Annotated in this window: 19 protein-coding genes; 5 read left to right on the top strand and 14 right to left on the bottom strand. The window is 58.7% G+C overall.

Features of this window, described 5'->3' with window-relative positions; all coding sequences use genetic code 11:
- Positions 1 to 45 precede the first annotated feature (45 nt).
- The 5 genes from ACA064_RS00390 to ACA064_RS00370 are packed head-to-tail and all read right to left on the bottom strand — an operon-like array spanning position 46 to position 3,966.
- A complete protein-coding gene (locus ACA064_RS00390; protein ID WP_497671616.1) occupies positions 46 to 681 on the bottom strand; it encodes an SCO family protein in 636 nt (211 codons plus the stop codon).
- A complete protein-coding gene (gene cyoE, locus ACA064_RS00385; RefSeq protein WP_497671615.1) occupies positions 678 to 1,577 on the bottom strand; it encodes a heme o synthase in 900 nt (299 codons plus the stop codon). The genes ACA064_RS00390 and cyoE overlap by 4 nt, the downstream gene beginning before the upstream one ends.
- The gene (locus ACA064_RS00380) at positions 1,565 to 2,641 is read right to left on the bottom strand and encodes a COX15/CtaA family protein (RefSeq protein ID WP_497671614.1); all 1,077 of its coding nucleotides are present in this window, start codon (positions 2,639 to 2,641) and stop codon (positions 1,565 to 1,567) included. The genes cyoE and ACA064_RS00380 overlap by 13 nt, the downstream gene beginning before the upstream one ends.
- Before the next feature lie 10 nt (positions 2,642 to 2,651).
- Positions 2,652 to 3,260 carry a PA_0111/PP_0108 family redox-active disulfide protein gene (locus ACA064_RS00375; protein WP_497671613.1) on the bottom strand — a complete coding sequence of 203 codons (609 nt, stop codon included), beginning with the start codon at positions 3,258 to 3,260 and terminating at the stop codon, positions 2,652 to 2,654.
- The gene (locus ACA064_RS00370; protein ID WP_497671612.1) at positions 3,226 to 3,966 is read right to left on the bottom strand and encodes an SURF1 family protein; all 741 of its coding nucleotides are present in this window, start codon (positions 3,964 to 3,966) and stop codon (positions 3,226 to 3,228) included. Before ACA064_RS00370 ends, ACA064_RS00375 begins: the two co-directional genes overlap by 35 nt.
- Positions 3,967 to 4,036: 70 nt before the next feature.
- Here ACA064_RS00370 and ACA064_RS00365 point away from each other — a divergent pair, with 70 nt between their 5' ends.
- Positions 4,037 to 4,240: a twin transmembrane helix small protein gene (locus ACA064_RS00365; protein ID WP_497671611.1), complete on the top strand. Its 204-nt coding sequence runs from the start codon at positions 4,037 to 4,039 to the stop codon at positions 4,238 to 4,240.
- A gap of 8 nt (positions 4,241 to 4,248) precedes the next feature.
- Here the strand turns inward: ACA064_RS00365 and ACA064_RS00360 are convergent, their stop codons facing one another.
- From ACA064_RS00360 to coxB, 4 genes are all read right to left on the bottom strand, one after another.
- Positions 4,249 to 5,136: a cytochrome c oxidase subunit 3 gene (locus ACA064_RS00360; protein WP_497671610.1), complete on the bottom strand. Its 888-nt coding sequence runs from the start codon at positions 5,134 to 5,136 to the stop codon at positions 4,249 to 4,251.
- Between the two features lie 46 nt (positions 5,137 to 5,182).
- The gene (locus ACA064_RS00355; RefSeq protein WP_497671609.1) at positions 5,183 to 5,725 is read right to left on the bottom strand and encodes a cytochrome c oxidase assembly protein; all 543 of its coding nucleotides are present in this window, start codon (positions 5,723 to 5,725) and stop codon (positions 5,183 to 5,185) included.
- Positions 5,726 to 5,746: 21 nt separating this feature from the next.
- Positions 5,747 to 7,339, bottom strand: a complete 1,593-nt coding sequence (ctaD, locus tag ACA064_RS00350) for a cytochrome c oxidase subunit I (protein WP_497671608.1) — start codon at positions 7,337 to 7,339, stop codon at positions 5,747 to 5,749.
- A gap of 82 nt (positions 7,340 to 7,421) precedes the next feature.
- Positions 7,422 to 8,549 (bottom strand): cytochrome c oxidase subunit II, encoded by a 1,128-nt coding sequence (coxB, locus tag ACA064_RS00345; protein ID WP_497671607.1) that lies wholly within the window; start codon positions 8,547 to 8,549, stop codon positions 7,422 to 7,424.
- Positions 8,550 to 8,921: 372 nt separating this feature from the next.
- Between coxB and ACA064_RS00340 the strand changes: the two genes are divergently transcribed.
- Complete coding sequence (locus ACA064_RS00340) at positions 8,922 to 9,569, top strand: hypothetical protein (protein ID WP_497671606.1); 648 nt, start codon at positions 8,922 to 8,924, stop codon at positions 9,567 to 9,569.
- Positions 9,570 to 9,731: 162 nt separating this feature from the next.
- Here ACA064_RS00340 and ACA064_RS00335 read toward each other — a convergent pair whose 3' ends face one another.
- From ACA064_RS00335 to ACA064_RS00325, 3 genes are all read right to left on the bottom strand, one after another.
- Positions 9,732 to 11,273 (bottom strand): SulP family inorganic anion transporter, encoded by a 1,542-nt coding sequence (locus ACA064_RS00335; protein ID WP_497671605.1) that lies wholly within the window; start codon positions 11,271 to 11,273, stop codon positions 9,732 to 9,734.
- Positions 11,274 to 11,365: 92 nt separating this feature from the next.
- Complete coding sequence (locus tag ACA064_RS00330; RefSeq protein WP_497671604.1) at positions 11,366 to 12,097, bottom strand: carbonic anhydrase; 732 nt, start codon at positions 12,095 to 12,097, stop codon at positions 11,366 to 11,368.
- A gap of 245 nt (positions 12,098 to 12,342) precedes the next feature.
- The gene (locus ACA064_RS00325; RefSeq protein ID WP_497671603.1) at positions 12,343 to 13,401 is read right to left on the bottom strand and encodes a PA0069 family radical SAM protein; all 1,059 of its coding nucleotides are present in this window, start codon (positions 13,399 to 13,401) and stop codon (positions 12,343 to 12,345) included.
- Positions 13,402 to 13,631: 230 nt separating this feature from the next.
- Here ACA064_RS00325 and ACA064_RS00320 point away from each other — a divergent pair, with 230 nt between their 5' ends.
- Together ACA064_RS00320 and ACA064_RS00315 are read left to right on the top strand one after the other, a co-directional pair.
- Positions 13,632 to 13,937 carry a hypothetical protein gene (locus tag ACA064_RS00320; protein WP_497671602.1) on the top strand — a complete coding sequence of 102 codons (306 nt, stop codon included), beginning with the start codon at positions 13,632 to 13,634 and terminating at the stop codon, positions 13,935 to 13,937.
- A 292-nt stretch (positions 13,938 to 14,229) separates the two neighbouring features.
- Complete coding sequence (locus ACA064_RS00315) at positions 14,230 to 14,874, top strand: dual specificity protein phosphatase family protein (protein ID WP_497671601.1); 645 nt, start codon at positions 14,230 to 14,232, stop codon at positions 14,872 to 14,874.
- 27 nt (positions 14,875 to 14,901) lie between these two features.
- Here the strand turns inward: ACA064_RS00315 and ACA064_RS00310 are convergent, their stop codons facing one another.
- Together ACA064_RS00310 and prlC are read right to left on the bottom strand one after the other, a co-directional pair.
- Complete coding sequence (locus ACA064_RS00310; protein ID WP_150805063.1) at positions 14,902 to 15,192, bottom strand: YheV family putative zinc ribbon protein; 291 nt, start codon at positions 15,190 to 15,192, stop codon at positions 14,902 to 14,904.
- Positions 15,189 to 17,276 (bottom strand): oligopeptidase A, encoded by a 2,088-nt coding sequence (prlC, locus tag ACA064_RS00305; RefSeq protein WP_497674362.1) that lies wholly within the window; start codon positions 17,274 to 17,276, stop codon positions 15,189 to 15,191. Before prlC ends, ACA064_RS00310 begins: the two co-directional genes overlap by 4 nt.
- A gap of 67 nt (positions 17,277 to 17,343) precedes the next feature.
- Here prlC and ACA064_RS00300 point away from each other — a divergent pair, with 67 nt between their 5' ends.
- Positions 17,344 to 17,889, top strand: a complete 546-nt coding sequence (locus tag ACA064_RS00300) for a gamma carbonic anhydrase family protein (RefSeq protein ID WP_497671600.1) — start codon at positions 17,344 to 17,346, stop codon at positions 17,887 to 17,889.
- The last annotated feature ends 12 nt before the right edge of the window (positions 17,890 to 17,901 follow it).

Here is a 17,901-nt window from a genome sequence, read left to right as displayed (position 1 = left end):
TGGCGTAGGAGCTGCCGCAGGCTGCGATCTTTTGGGGCCACTAGATTATTTCCGCTGCAACATCGCCGGCAACTGGACCACCAGTTTCTGGTTGTTCAGCGGCGCGCGAATGAAACCACGCTGGGTGCCATCCGGGCCGATCACGGCCAGGTTGCCGCTGTGGTCGACGGTGTAGTTGGGTTTGCTGGTATCCGCCGGTATGAACGGAATGCTCACGGCATTGGCGAGTTTCTGCACGTCCTCTACCGAGGCGCCGGTCAGGCCTTTGAAGTCCGGGTCGAAGTAGCCCAGGTACTGCTTGAGCTGCTTGGGGTTGTCCCGGGCCGGGTCGACGCTGACCAGGATGATCTGCAGCTTGTCGACCGCCTCCTTGGGCAACTCGCTCTTGATCTGCCGCAGCTGGGCGAGGGTGGTCGGGCAAATGTCCGGGCAGAAGGTGTAGCCGAAGAACAGCAGGCTCCATTTGTCTTTCAGCTCGTTGACCGTCACGGCCTGGCCATCCTGGTCAACCATCTGTAGATCCGGCAACTGACGACTCTGCGGCAACAGAATGATCCCGGCATCGATCAGCGCGGTCGGGTCACCCTGGCCTCTACCATTGAGCACTTTGTTGACGGTAAGTCCCAGGATCAAAGCCACCAGGGCCACTAGAATAAAGACGGTTTTCTGAGTTCGAGTCATAGGCTCAACAATAGGTAATGGTCTACGAGCAGCGCGATAAACAGCAGGAACAAGTAGTAGATAGAGTACTTGAAGGTGTTGATCGCCGCGTGCGGCCGAGTGCCACGGTACAGCACGAAGGCCCATTGCAGGAACCTCGCGCCAAGGCCCAGGGCGCAAATCAGGTAAAGCATACCGCTCATGTGGATGACAAACGGCAGCAGGCTGACCGCGAGCAGGACGAAGGTGTAGAGCACGATATGGACCTTGGTGTAGTGCTCGCCATGGGTCACCGGCAACATCGGGATATCGGCCTTGGCGTATTCCTCCTTGCGGTGAATCGCCAGCGCCCAGAAATGCGGCGGGGTCCAGGCGAAGATGATCAGTACCAGCAGCAGCGGCTCGGCACTGACATGCCCGGTGACGGCGACCCAGCCGAGCAACGGTGGAGCGGCGCCGGCCAGCCCGCCGATGACAATATTCTGTGGCGTGGCGCGTTTGAGGAAACCGGTGTAGATCACCGCATAGCCGAGCAGCGAGGCCAGGGTCAGCCAGGCAGTCAGCGGGTTAGTGAAGGCCAGCAGCACGGCCTGGCCAGCCAGCGCCAACGCAAAAGCGAAAGTCAGCGCCGCCGTCGGTGAAACCCGTCCTTCGGCCAGCGGCCTTTTATGGGTTCGGGCCATGACCGCATCGATCCGCCGATCTACCACATGGTTGACCGCCGCCGCGCCCCCCGCGCACATCGCGATCCCCAGATTACCAAACACCAGCACCGTCCACGGCACCCCGGCGCGAGTGGCGAGAAACATCCCCACCAGTGAGGTGATGAGCATCAGCACCACCACCTTGGGTTTGGTCAGCTCCAGATAGTCACGCCAGATTGCCTGACTGTGACGTTCGCCGATCAAAGTCGCCATGGCATCTCTCCTTTTATTGTTATAGGGCCGCCTGATTGTTTGCGGGCGAGCCGCCAACGCACAGGGACCTGATGCTTGACCCGAACCAGGCTGGTTCGCGCGTGGTAATTGACCAGTACCAGCGTCAGCAGCAGCGCCGCTCCGCCAGCGTTATGAGCGACAGCAACCGACAGTGGCAGATGAAACAGCACATTGCTCACCCCCAGGCTGATCTGCACGGCCAGTGCCACCAGCACCAGTCCGGCAAGACGACTCATACCCACCGCCCGCAATTGCCAGGCCAGCCCCAGCAGTACCAGGGTGACCACCAGCGCGCCAATGCGATGGGTCAGGTGAATCGCGGTGCGCGCATCGCTGTCCAGCTGGCCACCGAGGTAATTCGGGCCGATGTGCTGGGTCAGGTGAAAGCCATTGGCAAAGTCGGCGGCCGGCAACCACTGTCCATGACAGGTAGGAAAATCGATACAGGCCACCGCTGCATAGTTCGAGCTGACCCAGCCACCGAGAGCGATTTGCCCGATCACCAGCAATAGCCCGGCAGTCGCCCAGTACTGCAGGCGCCGCGGTACCGTCAGCGCTGGCAACACCCCGGACAGGCGCAGCGTCAGCAAAAACAACAGGCTCAAGGTGGCAAAACCACCGAGCAAATGCCCGGTAACCACTTGCGGCCACAGCTTGAGGGTCACCGTCCACATACCGAACGCCGCTTGAGCGCACACCACCGCCAGCAAAAACAGCGGTAGCTTCAGCGGATGCCCCGGGTGATGACGATGGGTCCAGGCCCGTGCGGCCAGCAACACAATCAGCAACCCCAGGGCCCCGGCAAAGTAGCGGTGGACCATCTCGTTCCAGCCCTTATGGGCCTCCACCGGCGCATCGGGATAATGCAGTTCGGCATGGGCCAGCTGGGCTTCGCTTTTCGGCACACTGATAAAACCGTAGCAGCCCGGCCAATCAGGGCAGCCCAGCCCGGCATGGGTCAGCCGGGTATAGGCGCCGAGTAACACCACTATCAGTGCCAGCAATGTGGCAAACAACGCGAGGCGAAATCCAGGTTTGGCCATGACGATGCCCTTATCCGATGTTCGACAGTTTCAGCAGATGGCGCAGGTCGTTGAGCAGATCCTTGCCTTTGACCCTGGCGTCATAGCGCAACACCAGGTTGCCGTGAGGATCGATGATCCACAGTTGCGCCGTACCATGGCCCTGCGCAGCCTTGCCCCCGGCACCTTGAGTATAGGTCGGTAGATCAAGTGAATAGCGCTGCAGCTGCGGGTACTCGAGTTGCAGCTTGGCATCGTATTCGGCATTCAGCGGCTGGGAGACAGCCAGTGCATGAGTGGCGCGGGACGCATCACGCCCCAGACCGATCTGGATCTGTCGCGCCAAATAAACCAACTGCTGGCAGTCCACGGAACACTCCTGCGGTGCGCTGACCAGGATCTGCCAGCGGCTTTCGTCAGCCTGCACGCCAAGCTCTGCGCGAGTCTGGCCGTTACCGATCAATTCGCCGTGATAACTGCGACTTTCCGGTACCCAGAACTGCAATTTGTACATGCCGGTGGCAAGGATCATCGGGCCGATTACCATCAGCAGAATCAGAATCAGCTGCCAGCGCCCGCGCCGACGACTTGGCGACCTGCGCGCCTCAGACATGTTGGGTGGATTCATGGCCGCTCCCATGGTGTTTCTCCCTTGCGTTGTGCCAACCGAGATAGAGATAAAGGCCGAACAGTGCCACCGCCATGGCAAACCACTGCACGGCATAACCGAGATGTTTTTCCGGCCCCATGGCCACTACCGGCCAATCGGCCTGGTAAGTGGCAGGGCCACTTTCTGCGCGCAGCTCAAAGGCAAAACCCTTGCGCCCCAACTCGGCCCAGAGACTGGCCGGGGCCACTGCCGTCACCAGCCGAGGCCAGTTCGCGCCCGCCGGATCGGCATGCAACTGAAAGGTTGCGCCTGGGGCGACATAGACCCAGGCATCGAGATCCATTGTTTGTGCGGGGGTGGTGAACACCGGCGGAGTGCGCCGATCCGGCCACGGCAGCCAGCCGCGATTGAGCAATAACCACAGACCACTGGGCTGGTCGAAAAACGCTTGCAGCAACTCGACCCCGACCTTGCCGTCACGGGTGCGGTTATCCAGCAGAAAGCTGTGCTCTGCGTCGAACTGCCCGTGCAGGCGCACTCGCCGGAACGCCGGGTCCTGCGCATCCGGCAATTGCTCGAGGGCAACCGGCTCTGCCGCCCGGCGCTCGGCGTAGCTCTCGAGCAGCAGGCGTTTGTGTTCGCCCCGGTCCAATTGCCAGAAACCCAGGAAGATCATCAATGGCAGCAGCACCAGAACCACAAGGCTCGGTACAACGCCCGGGCGAAAACCTTTCATGGCATCGCCGCAGATGCAGGAATTCGACTAGCTATACTGACTCGCATCGCGTTCCCCCCGGAGTATCACCATGCTTAAAACCGCAATCGTCCTGATGCTGATAGCCACGGTCATCAGCCTGTTCAGCGGCCTGTTCTTTCTGGTCAAGGACGAAAGCAGTTCGAACCGACTGGTCATTGCCCTGACTGTTCGTGTCAGCCTGGCCGCTGTCACCGTCGGCTTGATCGCCTGGGGTTTCTTCAGCGGCCAGCTGGTGTCGCACGCGCCCTGGTAAGCGGAACGTCAGAGCACGTACACAAAGACAAACAAACCAATCCACACCACATCGACGAAGTGCCAATACCAACTGGCGGCTTCGAAAGCGAATTGATGCTCGGCATTGAAATGCCCACGCATGACCCGCATCAGCATCACGAACAGGATGATGGTGCCGATGGTCACGTGGGCGCCGTGAAAGCCAGTGAGCATGAAGAAGGTCGCGCCGTAGACACCCGACCCCAGCGTCAGACCAAGCTCGTGATAGGCGTGGATATATTCTTCGGCCTGAAAGCCAAGGAACGCGCAGCCTAGCAACACCGTCAGTGCCAGCCAGATTTTCAGCGCGCCGCGATGACCTTTTTTCAAAGCATGGTGGGCGATGGTCACGGTCACGCTGGAGCTGACCAGCAACACCGTGTTGAGCAAAGGCAGCCCCCAGGGGCTGATGACTTCTTTCGGTGCTGGAAAGAGTTTCGGGTCGGGGTTGTTCAGTAGTGGCCAGATGAACTCGAAGTTCGGCCACAGCATGTGCGCGACACCTTTGGCCCCCTCGCCACCCAGTGCCGGTCCGGATATGTTCCGCACGTAGAACAGCGCACCGAAGAACGCGATGAAGAACATCACTTCGGAGAAGATGAACCAGCTCATCCCCCAGCGAAATGAGCGATCCATCTGCGCACTGTACAAACCGGAGCGGCTCTCCTTGATCACCGTGCCAAACCAGCCGAACAGCATGTAGGCCAGCAGCAGGCTACCGATAAAGAAAATCAGCGGCCCGTGGGATTCCGGTCGTGCGGCCTTGAGGTCATTGAACCAGGTGCCCAGACCATACATGGTGATCAGCATGCCGAACGTGGCAATGATCGGCCATTTGCTCTGGGCTGGAACGTAATAATGCTCGTGAGTTGCCATTTATTGTTCTCCTTATCGGGCACGCTTCAACGCCTGGCTACCTGGATCAGTTAACAACCACAGGTGGATGGCGAGCGGTGATATCGAACAGCGTGTAAGCCAGCGTCAGGTGTTTCACATCCTTGGGCATGTCGCGGTCAACGATGAAACGCACCGGCATCTCGATCCGCTGCCCCGGCTGCAAAACCTGCTGGGTGAAGCAGAAACACTCGGTCTTATGGAAGTACATCGCCGCCTCGGCTGGAGAAATACTCGGAATCGCCTGGGCAGTCATGGGGTGATCGGTCGGGTTGTAGGCCACGAACAGCATCTCGTTGACCGCCCCGGGATACACCAGGATTTCGTCGGACTTGGAGTAGAAATCCCAGACCATGTCGATGGAGTTAGTGGAGAGAAACTGCACCCGTACCTGGCGCGACTGGTCTATCACCTGTGTGCCTTCGTACTGCCCGGCGGTCTTGCCGTTGATGCCGAACGCCTTGCACATCACGTCGTAGATCGGCACCAGGGCAAAACCGAAGGCGAACATCGCCACCACCAGAATCAGCAGGCGGGTGACCAGGCGCTTGATAGGCACAGACTCAGCCATGATCGACTCCCGGCACGCGGTTCATTTCACCTCCGGCGGCGTGGTGAAGGTGTGATACGGAGCCGGCGACGGAATACTCCACTCCAGACCCTCAGCACCATCCCAAGGCTTGGCCGGTGCGGGTTCGCCGCTGCGGATGCACTTGATGACGATGAACAGGAAGAAGATCTGCGTGGCGCCGAACATGAAGGCACCGATCGAGGAGACCATGTTGAAGTCGGCGAACTGCAGGTTGTAGTCCGGAATACGCCGCGGCATCCCCGCCAGCCCGACAAAGTGCATCGGGAAGAAGGCCATGTTCATGCCGATGAAGGACAGCCAGAAGTGCAGTTTGCCCAGGGTCTCGTCGTACATACGCCCGGTCCACTTCGGCAGCCAGTAGTAGGCTGAGGCGAAGATCCCGAAGATCGCCCCCGGCACCAGCACATAGTGGAAGTGCGCCACCACGAAGTAGGTGTCGTGGTACTGGAAGTCCGCAGGGGCAATGGCCAGCATCAGCCCGGAGAAGCCACCGATGGTGAACAGAATGACGAAGGCCACCGCGAACAGCATCGGTGTCTCGAAGCTCAACGAACCTTGCCACATGGTGCTGGCCCAGTTGAACACCTTGACTCCGGTCGGCACCGCGATCAACAGCGTGGCGTACATGAAGAACAGCTCGCCCACCAACGGAATGCCCACCACGAACATGTGGTGCGCCCAGACGATGAATGACAGGAAGGCAATACTCGCCGTGGCGTAGACCATCGAGGTGTAGCCAAACAACGGTTTGCGCGAGAAGGTCGGGATGATCGCGCTGACGGCACCGAAGGCCGGCAGGATCATGATGTACACCTCGGGGTGACCGAAGAACCAGAACACATGCTGGAACAGCACCGGATCACCACCACCGGCGGCACTGAAGAAGCTGGTGCCGAAGTGGATGTCCATCAGCATCATGGTCACGCAACCGGCCAGCACCGGCATCACCGCAATCAACAGGAACGCGGTGATCAGCCAGGTCCAGACGAACAGCGGCATTTTCATCAAGGTCATGCCGGGCGCACGCAGGTTGAGGATGGTGGCGATCACGTTGATCGCGCCCATGATCGAACTGATACCCATCATGTGAATGGCAAGGATGAAAAAGGTCACGCTTTCCGGGGCGTAGGTGGTCGACAACGGGGCGTAGAAGGTCCAGCCGAAGTTCGGCCCGCCACCCGGTGAAAACAGGGTCGAGATTAACAACAGGAACGCCGCCACCAATAGCCAGAAGCTGAAGTTGTTCATTCGTGGCAGGGCCATGTCCGGAGCACCGATCATCAACGGGATCATCCAGTTGGCAAGGCCGACGAACGCCGGCATCACCGCACCGAAGACCATGATCAGCCCGTGCATGGTGGTCATCTGGTTGAAGAATTCCGGCTGGACGATCTGCAAGCCCGGCTGGAACAACTCGGCGCGGATCACCATGGCGAACGAACCACCGAGCAGGAACATAGCAAAACTGAACCACAGGTACAGGGTCCCGATGTCTTTGTGGTTGGTGGTCAGCACCCAGCGCATCAAGCCTTTGGCCGGGCCGTGGGCGTGGTCATGAGCTACATGAGTGTGGTCATCGGTCAAAGTACTCATGTCCTGTCTCCTGCAAACGGGTGAACGGTGCGGTGACGGGCAATGAGCCCCAACCGGTTCCGGGAACACGCAATAGACCGGGTCATTTGCTTTCCGCCTGTTTCAGAGCCAGCACGTCTTTGGGCGTGACCATGTCGCCCTTGCTGTTGCCCCAGGCATTACGCTCATAGGTCACAACGGCGGCGATATCGACTTCCGAAAGCTGTTTGCCAAAGGCCGCCATCGCGGTGCCTGGCTTGCCGTGATAGACAATGCTCAGGTGATCTTCCTTCGGTCCGGTGGCGATCTTCGAGCCCTTGAGCGCCGGGAACATGGGCGGCAGGCCCTGGCCCTCGGCCTGGTGACAGGCCACGCAGCTGGTGTGGTAGACCTTGTCGCCGCGAGCCACCAGCTCTTCGAGGGTCCACTCTTTGGAGGTCAGCTCTTTGAGTTTGCCGGCCTCGGCTTTGCGTTCAGCCAGCCAGGTGTCGTAATCGGCCCTGGACTTGACCTCGACCACGATCGGCATGAAGCCGTGATCCTTGCCGCACAGCTCAGTGCATTGACCGCGGTAGAGGCCAGGCTTCTCGACCCGGGTCCAGGCTTCGTTGACGAACCCCGGAATCGCATCGCGCTTCACCGCAAAGTCCGGAACCCACCAGGAGTGGATCACATCCGCGGCGGTCACCAGAAAGCGCACCTTGGCACCGACCGGCAGCACCAGCGGCTGGTCGACTTCCAATAGATAATGCTCACCCTTGGTGGCCTGGTTATGGATTTGCTCGGCGGGCGTGGCCATATTGCTGAAGAACTCGACGTCCTGGCCCAGGTATTTGTAATGCCACTTCCACTGATAGCCGGTGACCTGGATGTCGACATCCGATTCCGTACTGTCGTAGATCTCAATGAGGGTTTTGGTCGCGGGGATGGCCATCGCCACCAGAATCAGGAAAGGCACGATGGTCCACAGGATTTCGACCGTCGTACTTTCATGAAATTTGGCAGCCACCTGACCGGTAGAACGACGGTGGACGATCATCGACCAGAACATGGCACCGAAGACCACGATGCCAATCACCACACAGATCCAGAAAATGGTCATGTGCAGGTCGAATACCTTGTTGCTTACCTCAGTAGCCCCAGGTGCCATATTCACGGTCCAGGCGGCTTGCGCCTGGCTGAATATTGACCACAACACAAGGCCCACCCAGACTTGTGGATGTCGCATCATTGCGGGTTCCCCTTATCGTTCTTTTTATCCCGCCGGCTTTCACCTGCGGCCAAGGAAGCGGCTGCCCCAGACTACGAACTCAAACCGCGAAACCTCGGCTGCACCTGCAGTCGGGCGTCATCAGCTAACTCCATACAGACCCGAGTATAGACAGCGACTCAGACCTCGCAACGCGATGGCGTAAATCAGCTGAGACAGATTGGTCTTGCGCCTGAGGCCGCGGAGGGAGAGGGATACCTGACGAATGGTGGCAAATGGATATAACGTAGGCATATAACCATGAAATAATTATGACAAATGCGTCTAAGCAGTTTTTGCACGCAAGCTAACTTATGTCTTCCCTATTTCATTGCCTCGTTTCCTGGAGCTTCCATGAACACCGCCGCATTGCGCGAGCAGATTCAACACGCCCTTCAACATGAAGCCGAAACGGGCCATTTGACGCGTCAGCTGGAAACCCAATTGCCGCACCTTCACCCGGCCATCCAGTTACCCGATGCCGACGCCAAGGGCGTTTTGACTCGTTTTGTTACAGCTTATATAGAACAAGTCCCGGATCTGCTCGACGCGGCCAACGATGTGGCGCGAGAAGCAGGCATCGAAGATCAGATAAAGCCTGTTCTGAAAATCGCCGAGCAGTTCTTCATCCAGCCGCCGGCAATCATGGAAGGCCATACAGGCCTTGATGGCCTGCTGGACGAAGCCTACCTGGCTCTTCGTCTGGTCGAGGAGGTCAACGATCTCTACATCAAGCATTTCGGTCAGCCATTGATCCCGCTGGACATGACCGTCGCCAACCTGATCACCCATCAGCTGATCGGCGAAGAATTCGCCAACCAACTGGATGAGGCGGTGCATCACGCGGTAGACGAAATGCTTAACGAAGAGAGCTTCGCGCTCGAGTCAGTCGAGACCTACCGCGAAAAACTCGCCAGCCCGGACACCGGAGCCGCCTGGAAACGCTGGCCATGCCTGTCGCGCCAACTGGGCGTGGAGTTGGAGCTCGATAAGCCGGCCTGACCAATACCCTTTGCGGGCATCTGGCCTTGAAAAGATCGCACCCTACGGCAGCTCCTACAGATTTAGCGTACCCCTGATAATCCGAGGGCATGCGCGATCGGCGGAGCTGCCGCAGGCTGCGATCCTGGCGATCTTGCCGTCACCCAAAAACTCGGGATGATGTCAGGCCCCGGCCGACCCCATCCCGGCTGTCGTACGCAATCGCCCTTCCAGTCGGCGCTTCAAGCCACGCGCCTCGATCACCAGCTTCGAGCCTTTGGCCGCGTTGGCCCGGCCCCACTCCTCCAGCAGCTCAAGGCAGGAATGGTCGATGTAACTCAGGTTACTCAATGGCACATGCACCGTAGCACCCGCTGGAATGGTTGCCAGTACCTGCGTCAATGCAGGCACCTTGAGAAAGGTCGCCGCACCGGTCAACCGCAATTCCATCTCGCCCTCAGGGGGCAGATCGATCAGACTGATTTTCAACCGCGATGCCTTCCAGGCGAGTTTCGCCAAGGTCAGGCCGAAGCCGATCAGCACACCGGTCAACAGGTCAGTGAAGATGATTGCCAGGGCTGTGGCCGCGTAGGTCAGCATCGGCATCCGGCCATAGCGACCGAGCCCGCGGAAGGCCTTGAGGTCGACCAGCTTTATCCCGGTGTAGACCAACACCCCGGCCAGACTCGCCACCGGAATGCTTTGCAGCACACTGGACAGCAGCAATACAAATGCCAGTAGCCATACGCCATGGAATATTGCCGAGAGCCGTGTGGTCGCGCCAGCCTGCACATTCGCCGAGCTGCGTACGATCACCCCGGTCATTGGCAGCGCACCGAGCAGACCGCAGAGCATGTTGCCAACGCCCTGTGCCGACAGTTCCCGATCGAAATCCGAACGCTGTCCGTTATGCATGCGGTCCACCGCCGCGGCCGACAACAGCGTTTCGGCACTGGCGATAAAGGCCACGGCGAACGCGGCAATCAGCAGATTGGGATCGGCCAGATTGAGCAGGTCGGACGGTCGCAGCCAATCAATCGCGTCTGCCAAATTGGCCGGTACTTCGACTCGTTTGACCTGCAATGCGAGGACAAGGCTCGCAACAGTCGTAAGACCGACGCCTAGCAGGGCACCAGGAACAAACCGCAACGACTGTGGACGTAACTTGTCCCACAGCCACATCACCAGAATCGTCGATAACCCGAGCAACCCGGCCTGCCAGCCGAGCCCGCCACCCAGTGTTGGCAATGCCTGAGCCAGAGCGGCGGGGAAGCCTGCCAGGTTATCCAGCCCGGACGGTTTGGGCGCGCCGTCGAGCATCACATGTATCTGCGAAAGCACGATCAACACGCCGATTCCGGCGAGCATCCCGTAGACCACTGCCGGTGCCGTGACTCTGAACCAGCACCCCAGACGTAAACGCCCGGCGACCAATTGCAGAAAACCGGCCAGCAACAGAATCGGCCCGAGCATGGCCACTCCATGCTGACGCACCAGTTCAAACACCAACACCGCCAGACCCGCAGCCGGGCCACTGACCTGGAGCGGCGAGCCTGCCAGCCAACCGACTACCAGACCGCCGATTATTCCGGTGATCAAGCCTTTGGACGGCGGCAGGCCTGAAGCGATGGCAATGCCCATGCACAAGGGCAGGGCAACGAGAAACACCACCACCGAAGCCAACAGCTCCCGTGGCAGAACATCTTTTAATTGTGCAGCACGCATGAAGACTCTCCCGAGACTTTCTTCAGGCGTGGCAAAGCCCGACCGCTGAATCAGCAGCCACGGCTAAACCACACCGGGATAATTAGGAAGATCTAGAAGCGCGCCTTGGGCGTCGCAACGGGAATCGGATGACTGCCATCCAGCGGCAGGAAGCAACCCTTGTCCGCGTCGTAGGCTTTGATTTCACTGGTTTCGATGTTGTAGACCCAGCCATGGATAAACAGCTGACCCTTGGCCATGCGCGAGGCCACCGATGGGTGAGTGCGCAAGTGCTGCAACTGGGCAATAACGTTTTCTTCGGTCAGCACATGCATGCTTTCATTTTCGTCAACACAATCGCAGTTGTCCTGCACCATTGTCTTGGCCACTTCCGCATGACGCAGCCAGGCTTTGACCGTAGGCATTTTTTCCAGGCTTTGTGGATTGAGCACCGCGCGCATCGCGCCGCAATCGGAGTGCCCGCAAATGATGATGTGCTGCACACCCAGCGCCAGGACGGCGTACTCAATGGCGGTGGATACGCCTCCGTTCATTTGCCCGTAAGGCGGCACCACGTTACCCACGTTGCGGGTCACGAACAGATCGCCCGGGGCGCTTTGGGTGATTAATTCAGGAACGATGCGCGAATCGGCACACGCGATGAACATTGCCCTTGGCTGTTGGGCCGTGGCGAGTTTTTTGAAGAGTTCTTCCTGCTGCGGGAAAATCTCGTGATGGAAATGCAAAAAGCCGTCAACGATATGCTGCAGCGCTGCATCGGCGCTTTCGGCCTCCGGGAGGGCTGAAACCGACGCAGCCAACGGCTGTTTATCCTTGTCACTCATGATTCATCCTCTTTGACGGATTAAGGGAATTTTCCGGTTTTATCCGGCACGAGGCCAGTGGTTGAATAAAAAACATTCACCCCCGCAGACCGCAACCAACCGGTCACTCGATGAACAAGGTAACCGTCGAAACTTAATTCAAACTGAATCGAGCGCTCTAGCACGCTGATTCCACGTCGATAAAAACGTGACTGGAGTATAGATGACCGCTCCATTGGCACTATTCAACGATAGGCCAATTCCCCTCAAAGCAGCGTCATCTGGCCGCCCGGCGGGCAAAAAGCGTCACAATCGAGATTGAAACCTTCTCGTCGATTCAACCCAAACCGTTTGATGGCTTTGGCGAAGCGCAGCGCCAGTAAATCGGCAAACGGCCCTTCACCCCGCATGCGTGCGCCGAAGCGACTGTCGTACAGCTCACCGCCACGACTTTGGCGAATCAGGCTCAGCACATGGGCTGCGCGCTGTGGATAGTGAGCGGCCAGCCATTCCTCGAACAGCGGCGCGACCTCCAGCGGCAGGCGCAGCATCATGTAACCCGCGCTTTGTGCGCCAGCGGCCTGGGCTTCGCCAAGCAGGCTTTCCAGTTCGCTGTCGTTGATCATCGGAATCATCGGCGAACACAGCACGCCCACCGGAATTCCCGCTTCGCTCATGACCCTGATTGCCCGCAACCGGGCCTTGGGCGCTGCAGCCCGCGGTTCGAGTATGCGTTTTAGCTCATCATCGAGGGTAGTCAGGCTGATCATCACTGCCACCAGGCGCTGTTGCGCCAACTCCACCAGCAAATCCAGATCACGAAGAATCAGCGAGCCTTTGGTGATAATGGTCACTGGATGGCGATAGCGCAGCAGCACTTCCAGGGTTCGCCGAGTGATTCTGTGCTCGCGCTCAATCGGCTGATAAGGATCGGTATTGGACCCGAGGTTGATTGGCGCGCATTTGTAGCCACGCTTCGACAACTGCTGCTCTAGCACATCGGCAGCATTGGTCTTGGCGATCAGCCTGGTCTCGAAATCCAGCCCTGGCGACAGGTCCCAATAGGCATGACTGGGTCGCGCGTAGCAGTAGATGCAACCGTGTTCGCAGCCACGATAGGGGTTGATCGAACGATCGAAGGGCAGGTCCGGCGAGGTGTTACGAGTGATGATGGTTTTCGCCGTCTCGATGCGCACCTCGGTGCCTTGGGTTTCGGGCGCCTCCTGATACCAGCCGTCGTCCTCGGCGACCGAGCGGTTCGGTGCGAAGCGATTGGGCGGGTTCGTTGCGGTGCCGCGTCCGCGAGGGGGCAAGGGTGTGAACATTGAACGGGCCTCCTTAGCTGTATGTGCATACAGTATCCGAGCATCAGGGCTCTGAACAGTGCCGTTCGGCACTTCTGAAGTGCTACAAATCAAATGCCCGAAGGGTTATATATCGAAAGTTTTCAGAGAAAAACGATGATACATATAAAGTCTGCACAGCCCCCCATAACATCTATGGTTAGTTCTACTCATACGCAACATCACTAAAACAAACATACAGGTATCAAGTAATGTCGTTTTTCAATCAGCGCGGTATCTTCATGCAACTGCTGGCTCCCACCATAGTCAATCCGAATGAAGCACAAGTTTCAATGCAACTGACGCGAAAAGAGTTGGGTTGGGATGCTGAAAACCAAGTGCAGACCGAGACCCTTGTCGACTCTACCTTCGTAACCGCCGTCTCCCACGACGGTGGCCGCTCCTTCAGCATCCGCGCCAACGCACCGGATGTTGACGGCAACCGCATTATTAACGACGAGGATAAAGCCAAACTTCTCGCGTTGGCCGTGGCTTACTCCCGCATTGTCAATCCTTGATAAGTGCTACACAGGCTTTTATCAACGCGTATAGCTTGCATAAAAAAGACGCTAACTCTGTGCGAAGTTTCTTCGCACAGAGGATCTATTAAGAAGACCTGGCGGCCATCAATTATGTTTCGATATTTACCCGAGCGCATCGGCCGATGTCGGTTTCATATCATCGCACCTGTAAGTCAGACACTTCGCGTTCCCCCAGACCTGACAATTCTTTGACCTCCACCTCACGGGTCTTTGACCGGCTCGGCCAATACTACGCTCCATCAATTCCCTTCATACTGGCGCCTCACGCATGTCGAAAATCAGCGTCTTACCCGCTTTGTGTCTTTCTTTCGTGGTGATTTTCACGACGGCACCGGCTCAAGCTAGCGAAGCTCCGTCGACTCGGCCCGCTGAATGGGCGCAGCCCGTCGAAGTCCAGTACAACCTGTACCAGATGTCCCCGACGCTCTTGCGCAGTGCTTTACCCGATGAAGGCGCAGTCCCTTTGCTGAAAACGCTCAAGGTCGGCACTGTGATCAACTTCTTGCCGGAATCGGACTCAAGCTGGTTATCGGCGCCCGATATCACCCAAGTGCAATTGCCTTATCGAACCAACCATGTCGATGACGCCGACGTACTGGCTGCAATACGCGCAATAAAGGCCGCCGAAAGCAAAGGCCCGGTATTGATGCACTGCAAACATGGATCGGATCGCACCGGTCTGATGGCCGCGATGTACCGCGTAGTGCAGCAGGGGTGGACTAAAGAGGAGGCCTTGAATGAAATGACCCAAGGCGGATTTGGGGATAACGCCCACTTCAAGGATGGCATTCGCTACATGATGCAGGCCGACGTCGAAAAACTGCGCACTGCGCTACTCAGTGGCGCATGCAGTACCAGTCCGTTCGCGATCTGTTCGATGAAAAGCTGGTTCAAAACCGCCAACGCTGGGTAGTCGGCGGTTTCGAGGGGTGGTCGAGACTCAGTGCTGATCGTCAGGCTTTTTCTTCAGCTTCGGATTCGGAAAAAACTGCACTGCCTGGACTTTTGCATCCGGCGCTTTCAACGCCGAGACATTGACCCGGGTACCCAACTCCTTGGGCACCGACAGACCTTGCTCGTTGAGCGTGTCGGAGTAACCGCAGGCCACGCATTCGCGGTGCGGCACGTCGTCTTCGCTCCACATCATCAACTTGTCCGGCTCGCTGCATGCCGGGCAGACGGCCCCGGCGATGAAGCGTTTCTTGGTTTTGCTCACAGGTCCATCACTCATGCTGCTGCGTCCTCACTCAGGCCGCTATGGCGCAAGAGTGCGTCAATCGACGGTTCACGTCCGCGGAAATCGACGAACAGCACCATGGGTTCCTGAGAACCGCCACGGGCCAGGATAGCCTCCCGGAACGCACGGCCGGTCTCGGCGTTGAGCACGCCTTCTTCCTCGAACCTCGAAAAAGCGTCAGCCGACAGCACTTCGGCCCATTTGTAGCTGTAGTAACCCGCCGCATAACCGCCGGCGAAGATATGCGCAAAGCTGTTGGGAAAACGGTTGTAGACCGGCGGACGCATGACCGAGACCTCGTTACGTATACCTTCGAGCACCTGCGCTACGCTACGGCCATCACCGTGAGTGGCATGCAGCTCGAAGTCGAACAACGAAAACTCCAGTTGGCGAACCATCATCAGGCCGGACTGGAAGTTCTTCGCCGCAAGCATCTTTTCCAGCAGGTCCTGGGGCAGCGGCTCAGCGGTTTCGTAGTGACCGGAAATCAGCGCCAGGCCTTCCGGCTCCCAGCACCAGTTCTCCATGAACTGGCTCGGCAACTCCACCGCGTCCCAGGCCACGCCGTTGATTCCGGACACTCCTGAATACTCGACGCGGGTCAGCAGGTGATGCAGTCCGTGGCCGAACTCGTGGAACAGGGTGGTGACTTCATCGTGGGTCAACAGGGCCGGTTTGCCGCTGTCGGCCGGGGTGAAGTTACACACCAGGTTGGCCACCGGACTTTGCAGCACGCCTTCGGCGGTGCGCCGACGATCGCGAGCGCCGTCCATCCAGGCGCCGCCGCGCTTGTTGGCACGGGCATACAGATCGAAGAAGAAACGCCCGACGTGCTGGCCGTTTTCCTTGATTTCGAACAGGCGAACATCCGGGTGCCAGGTGTCGAAGCCTTTCAGCTCGGCGATCTCGATGCCGTACAGACGCTGAACGATGGCGAACAGGCCGCTCAGCACCTTGTCGATCGGGAAGTAGGCGCGCAGTGTTTCCTGGGCCACGCTGTAGCGCTGTTCCCGGAGTTTCTCACCGTAGAAACCGCTGTCCCAGCTTTGCAGGTCCGGGCAGCCTTGCTCGGCGGCGTAGGCTTTGAGTTGTTCCAGGTCCTGGGCGGCAAAGGGTTTACTGCGATTGGCCAGGTCGCGCAGGAAGCTCAGCACCTGATCGCTGGATTCGGCCATTTTGGTGGCCAGGCTCAGCTCCGAGAAACTGGCGAAACCCAATAGTTGAGCCAGCTCCTGACGCAGGTCGAGAATCTCTTCCATTACCGGACCGTTGTCGTTCTGACCGGCGTTCGGGCCTTGGTCCGACGCACGGGTGCAATAGGCGGCGTAGACTTCTTCGCGCAGTGCACGGTCCTGGGCGTAGGTCATCACCGCAAAATAGCTCGGGAATTCCAGGCTGATCAGCCACCCATCCAGGCCTTTGGCCTGGGCCGCGGCCGCCATTTGCGCCTTGGCCGAGTCAGTCAGACCGGCCAGGGCCGCGTCGTCGGTAACGTGTTTGGTCCAGGCCTGGGTGGCATCGAGCAATTGGTTGGAGAAGCGGCTGCCCAGTTCGGAGAGTTTGCTCTGCACTTCGGCGTAACGCTTTTGTTGCGCCTCGGGCAGATCGATACCCGACAGGCGGAAATCGCGTAGGGCGTGTTCCAGAATGGTTTTTTGCGCCACTTCGAAATCGGCGGATTCCGGACTATTGGCCAAGGCTTCGAAGGCCTGGAACAGCTCGCGGTTCTGGCCCAGCTCAGTGGCGTAGGCGCTCAACGCCGGCAGGCAAGCTTCATAAGCCTCACGCAGTTCAGGACTGTTGCACACCGCGTTCAGGTGGCTGACCGGGCTCCAGGCAGCGCCCAGGCGATCGTTCAGTTCATCCATGGCCAGCACGAGGCCCTCCCAGGCAGGCTGGGTGCCCTGGCTCTGGAGGATTTCTGCGACGACGGCGCGGTTGTCCGCGAGGATCTGTTCGATGGCTGGTTGCACGTGCTCGGCACGGATCGCCGAGAACGGCGGCAAGTCGTAGGACTGCAGAAGAGGGTTGTTCACGCTCACGGTTTGGCACCTTGGCTGGAAGAAACATTGGGCCATCTTAATTACAATCGACACTTACTGCAGCTATCAGCCCCATTAATAAATGTCACAGAGGGAATCCAGCTTGGCCATTCGTACCTACCAGAACCACACCCCGAGACTGGGCGAGCGGGCTTTTGTCGACAGCTCGGCGGTGGTCATCGGCGACGTTGCAATCGGCGCTGACAGCTCGGTCTGGCCGCTGACGGTAATTCGCGGCGACATGCAGCGCATCCGCATCGGCGAGCGCACCAGCGTGCAGGACGGCTGCGTGTTGCATATCACCCACGCCGGGCCCTTCAACCCGAACGGCTTCCCGTTGTTGATCGGTGATGACGTGACCATTGCCCACAAAGTGATGCTCCACGGTTGCACGGTCGGCAGCCGAATCCTGATTGGCATGGGCAGCATTGTCATGGATGGCGCGGTGGTGGAGGACGAGGTAATCATCGGCGCCGGCAGCCTGGTGCCACCGGGTAAACGCCTGGCAAGCGGTTTTCTCTATGTGGGCAGCCCGGTCAAGCAAATCCGGGCGCTGACTGACAAGGAGCGGGCCTTTTTCACCTACAGCGCAGCCAATTACGTGAAGCTCAAGGAGCTGCATCTGGCCGAAGGCTACGACCAGGCCTGATCTCTGCGCCAT

The organism is Pseudomonas sp. LBUM1658 (assembly GCF_059716055.1).
Note: the sequence above shows the minus strand (reverse complement) of the source record. Positions and strands in the feature narration are given on the sequence as shown.

What these genes read in the sequence shown, in the direction of transcription:
- ACA064_RS00320 (WP_497671602.1), top strand. Translation starts at nt 13,632, where the DNA reads ATGTCGTTTTTCAATCAGCGCGGTATCTTCATGCAACTGCTGGCTCCC.
- ACA064_RS00355 (WP_497671609.1), bottom strand. Translation starts at nt 5,725, where the DNA reads ATGGCTGAGTCTGTGCCTATCAAGCGCCTGGTCACCCGCCTGCTGATT.
- ACA064_RS00325 (WP_497671603.1), bottom strand. Translation starts at nt 13,401, where the DNA reads ATGTTCACACCCTTGCCCCCTCGCGGACGCGGCACCGCAACGAACCCG.
- ACA064_RS00380 (WP_497671614.1), bottom strand. Translation starts at nt 2,641, where the DNA reads ATGGCCAAACCTGGATTTCGCCTCGCGTTGTTTGCCACATTGCTGGCA.
- ACA064_RS00360 (WP_497671610.1), bottom strand. Translation starts at nt 5,136, where the DNA reads ATGGCAACTCACGAGCATTATTACGTTCCAGCCCAGAGCAAATGGCCG.
- ctaD (WP_497671608.1), bottom strand. Translation starts at nt 7,339, where the DNA reads ATGAGTACTTTGACCGATGACCACACTCATGTAGCTCATGACCACGCC.
- ACA064_RS00365 (WP_497671611.1), top strand. Translation starts at nt 4,037, where the DNA reads ATGCTTAAAACCGCAATCGTCCTGATGCTGATAGCCACGGTCATCAGC.
- ACA064_RS00315 (WP_497671601.1), top strand. Translation starts at nt 14,230, where the DNA reads ATGTCGAAAATCAGCGTCTTACCCGCTTTGTGTCTTTCTTTCGTGGTG.
- ACA064_RS00340 (WP_497671606.1), top strand. Translation starts at nt 8,922, where the DNA reads ATGAACACCGCCGCATTGCGCGAGCAGATTCAACACGCCCTTCAACAT.
- prlC (WP_497674362.1), bottom strand. Translation starts at nt 17,276, where the DNA reads ATGGCCCAATGTTTCTTCCAGCCAAGGTGCCAAACCGTGAGCGTGAAC.
- ACA064_RS00375 (WP_497671613.1), bottom strand. Translation starts at nt 3,260, where the DNA reads ATGGGAGCGGCCATGAATCCACCCAACATGTCTGAGGCGCGCAGGTCG.
- cyoE (WP_497671615.1), bottom strand. Translation starts at nt 1,577, where the DNA reads ATGGCGACTTTGATCGGCGAACGTCACAGTCAGGCAATCTGGCGTGAC.
- ACA064_RS00335 (WP_497671605.1), bottom strand. Translation starts at nt 11,273, where the DNA reads ATGCGTGCTGCACAATTAAAAGATGTTCTGCCACGGGAGCTGTTGGCT.
- ACA064_RS00390 (WP_497671616.1), bottom strand. Translation starts at nt 681, where the DNA reads ATGACTCGAACTCAGAAAACCGTCTTTATTCTAGTGGCCCTGGTGGCT.
- ACA064_RS00310 (WP_150805063.1), bottom strand. Translation starts at nt 15,192, where the DNA reads ATGAGTGATGGACCTGTGAGCAAAACCAAGAAACGCTTCATCGCCGGG.
- coxB (WP_497671607.1), bottom strand. Translation starts at nt 8,549, where the DNA reads ATGATGCGACATCCACAAGTCTGGGTGGGCCTTGTGTTGTGGTCAATA.
- ACA064_RS00370 (WP_497671612.1), bottom strand. Translation starts at nt 3,966, where the DNA reads ATGAAAGGTTTTCGCCCGGGCGTTGTACCGAGCCTTGTGGTTCTGGTG.
- ACA064_RS00330 (WP_497671604.1), bottom strand. Translation starts at nt 12,097, where the DNA reads ATGAGTGACAAGGATAAACAGCCGTTGGCTGCGTCGGTTTCAGCCCTC.